Annotated in this window: 4 protein-coding genes; all 4 read right to left on the bottom strand. The window is 51.2% G+C overall.

Annotated features, from left to right (window positions below; translation table 11 throughout):
- Positions 1-2: 2 nt before the first annotated feature.
- Positions 3-566: a ProQ/FINO family protein gene (locus B9Y90_RS25675; RefSeq protein WP_176227942.1), complete on the bottom strand. Its 564-nt coding sequence runs from the start codon at positions 564-566 to the stop codon at positions 3-5.
- Positions 563-1,114 (bottom strand): hypothetical protein, encoded by a 552-nt coding sequence (locus B9Y90_RS27050; RefSeq protein ID WP_176227943.1) that lies wholly within the window; start codon positions 1,112-1,114, stop codon positions 563-565. Before B9Y90_RS27050 ends, B9Y90_RS25675 begins: the two co-directional genes overlap by 4 nt.
- A gap of 200 nt (positions 1,115-1,314) precedes the next feature.
- A complete protein-coding gene (locus B9Y90_RS25680) occupies positions 1,315-1,575 on the bottom strand; it encodes a helix-turn-helix domain-containing protein (RefSeq protein ID WP_085543106.1) in 261 nt (86 codons plus the stop codon).
- 734 nt (positions 1,576-2,309) lie between these two features.
- On the bottom strand, positions 2,310-2,888 hold the full coding sequence (locus tag B9Y90_RS25685) for a hypothetical protein (RefSeq protein WP_085543107.1): 579 nt from the start codon (positions 2,886-2,888) through the stop codon (positions 2,310-2,312).
- Between the last annotated feature and the right edge of the window lie 411 nt (positions 2,889-3,299).

Genomic DNA, 3,299 nt, shown 5'->3' on the forward strand with positions numbered 1-3,299 from the left:
GCTCAGGCCTTCATTTTCTTCATCCGTCGCTGGCTGAACCCGGCCTCATTCTCCGTCACCATGCCAGCGGGTTGTCCGTCGATGCCAAAGCGGGGACTGCCGGAGACCAGCGTCGCCACGTACGCTTCGCTGCGGGTGAGGCTCAGCAGGCCACGTCGCACCTGTTTCCGGGATACGCCCGGGCTGCGGGTCGCGATATCGGCCAGCATATCCTCCCGGATACCTTTCTTCATCGGGCGCAGCTGCTGCCCCTCAAACAGCGCTGGCCAGGCCTGGCTGAAGAGGCTCACCGCCCGCTCAACCGGCATCAGCCGGGGAGGTTTTCCGTGTGGGCGTCCGGGGCTGGATGGCGTGGGAGCGGGAGCCGGGGGCACACTCCCCTCCGGCACGACAGCCAGCTGCTTCTGGTCCCGTGCTTCCCGGGCTGCCCGCTTCTGCTGGTAAACCTGGCTGGCCGATGCCGCCGGTATCACTGCATGGCGGGCAGGCATCGTGGGCGAGTTATTGCCGGTCTCCGGCATCACCGTCTTTCGCTTCAGGGACAGCACCGGGCGGTCATGGCTCATTGCTGAGACCCTCCATTCTGCAACGCATACTGGCTGACGATGCCGTCCATCATGGGGAGCAGAACCGCCGCGACACAGGCCCGCTGCGACGGTAAAATCTGTACATCGGCCTTCAGCGTGGCCAGCAGGTCCTGCACATCCTGTTTCCAGGCCAAACACAACTGCTGCAGCTCCGGAGTCCCGTCGACATCGCCGCTTTTCCGGCAGCGCTGCCAGGCCTGCTCCAGCTCCGCTCCCCGCGTGAGTGTACTGCTCACCCATTGACTGTAACGGGCGCTGAACACCGGCATATCGTTGTATGGCAGGAAAGGCTTTCTCTGTTCTGCCAGCCAGGCGGCCCCGGTTATCACCGCCAGAGCCCGAAATCCCGGGTACTCAGCGGCAAGTTCCGCCAGTTGTCCGTCAGAAACATCGGTCCAGATGCGGTGAAGCCCCGGCATCTGCCCGGCCATATGCTCCAGAATATCCGCCGTCGCCGTCACGCCATGCGAGGTCAGATACAGCATCTGTTCGTCAATGGCCTGTACCTTCTTTCTGCATTCCTTCATGTCCATAACCTGTGCCTCCCTTATCATTTTGCGTGCCGTGTATCACTCTCCGGTTGCAAACTGACTGCTGAATATTCCGCCCCTGCCTGGCCGCAGCAATAAATCGCCCGCCTGCAGGTCAGTTTTATCATAAGGGGAAAAATCGGGAAAATGCGTTGACCAAAATTCAGAATCAGGCACACCGCCCGGAACTATCCTGCTCAGTGTATTGTTTTGCCTGATAACGCAGCTCTTTGCCGTTCCCGCTCGAGCTCTGCAAGGCGCTCAACAAAGTAGACAGATATGCCGAGAAATTTGCATAGCCTTTCCTCCTCAACCACCTTCATATCCCGTTCACCACGCATTATTTTTTCAAACCGGCCAGGAGATATCCCGGAACCGGACGCAGCCTCTTCCCAGGTATAATTTTTCTTCGCAATTTCGTTTTTCAGAATTTCTACTACAGGATGAAGTGTCGGCATAGCATGACCTCAATAATAATGAAGGTAAATCGCCGTATTACCCCCGATAAGCCATTCCTGTCATGGCCGGAGAAAATATGGGTAACCTGCCGCGGATAATCACGCTATCCAGGCCCCCCCGGTGACTGACATGCAGAATGGATTTCATAGCCTGAAAAAGCCATTGTCGGGAATATTACATGCAGATAGTTATTGCGGCAGAGCCTCACCAGGTGATCCCGATTTTTGGCCCAGAATGCCTTCATAATGGCCTGAGAGTAATTGCCGTAAGTTGTCGGGGCTATCGCCAGTATTCTGGCAATACCCTTTCGGGTATGCCCCCCGCAGAATGAAGTAGGGGTCAAGTTGGACGACAAACAGCATCAAACATCTGCCCTGCATAATGTGATAAAGCTCCCCCTAATCACTTATCAATGGGAGTGGTAACGACTGGCAAGCGGTCCACATCCTCTGAGTTAACCGGTACCGGAGGTAGCCACTTAAGATTAGCATTTGGTTTATTCTTTCTTCACGTGAACAGCTGATTTTCAAGATCTGGTATCGCGCTGATAGTCTTTTCTATTTTTTTAAGGAAAGTTGGTTGTTTCAACTGAGGCATAACTTCCTCCTTGTAGCGCCAATCATCTGGTATGGATAAACATCATTTATATGCCATTTTCAGATATCTCGCCCAGTCGGGTGAGCGTTACTAAAACCGGATAAGCACAACCAGTGGCCTGACTGTGCTTATCCAACTAACCAGCTGTTATTTGACTAATAACCAAACCGCCCACGTTTTTATTTTCAATATAATATTTGATACAGTTCATCTGGGTAAAACCACCATAGTTGGTATTACTGCAATACTGGCTTACATTGCCCGCAGGCTTGTTTGAGAATATTGATGAAAGGTTCTCTAATGAGGCATTCAGCAAAGGAATTCCTTTAATCGAAACACTTAAATCACCACTGTAAGCAGAACAACCTTTTTGCTGCCCAGCCCTGGCCAGTGCAATGGATGTTAAATCTCCTTGCCCCATCTCATTATCAGAGATAAACCAGTAGTCCACATCTTTAGATTTAAGGCAAAGCCACGAGGCTTGATCGCCCTGGTTAACGGTTACGCCAGTCGCTTTAGCAATATCTGCAATATTGCTAAATTCCATAACAAAGATGTTGCCACCAATAATCACATCAGGAGATAAATTCTTGCTAGTATCGTAGTTTGGAATGGATGAATCATCTTGGTAGTAGGTAGCACCAAAACCTGCCATCTGCATAGACATAACAACAGGAGAAGCCATAGCAGCAAGAGCAAGGATTATATATTTCATTTCACCTTTAACTCCCTGTCACCACTAGCCCAAATACTCTTCCTGACGCTAATCGAGGCGATAATACAACCTTCCGATGAGTCCAGAGGGTGCCTATTGCTTGCATTTTCAAGCCATAAGTAAACAGGTATAGCCATCATTCAGCCTCCTTTATTCCTTGTTGCTTCTATGGATTTTCGAACCGTCACAAAGATAAATCAAGGATTAAGGTAGTTTAATGCCCTGTGACGAGGGCACTGTTGCAAAGTTAGCGATGAGGTAGCAGCAAAGCCGCATACCGGTTTCTGGGAAAGATATTAAATAACGTAAAGAAGTGGGTAAGCGCCCCATACTGAACGTGGCGTAAGGATTATTTTACAGAGGAGAGATTCCAGGGCAGCAGTTCATGTACCCGGTTTGAAGGCCTGTCGT

This window comes from Cedecea sp. NFIX57, from assembly GCF_900177785.1.
Lineage (GTDB): Bacteria > Pseudomonadota > Gammaproteobacteria > Enterobacterales > Enterobacteriaceae > Cedecea > Cedecea neteri_C.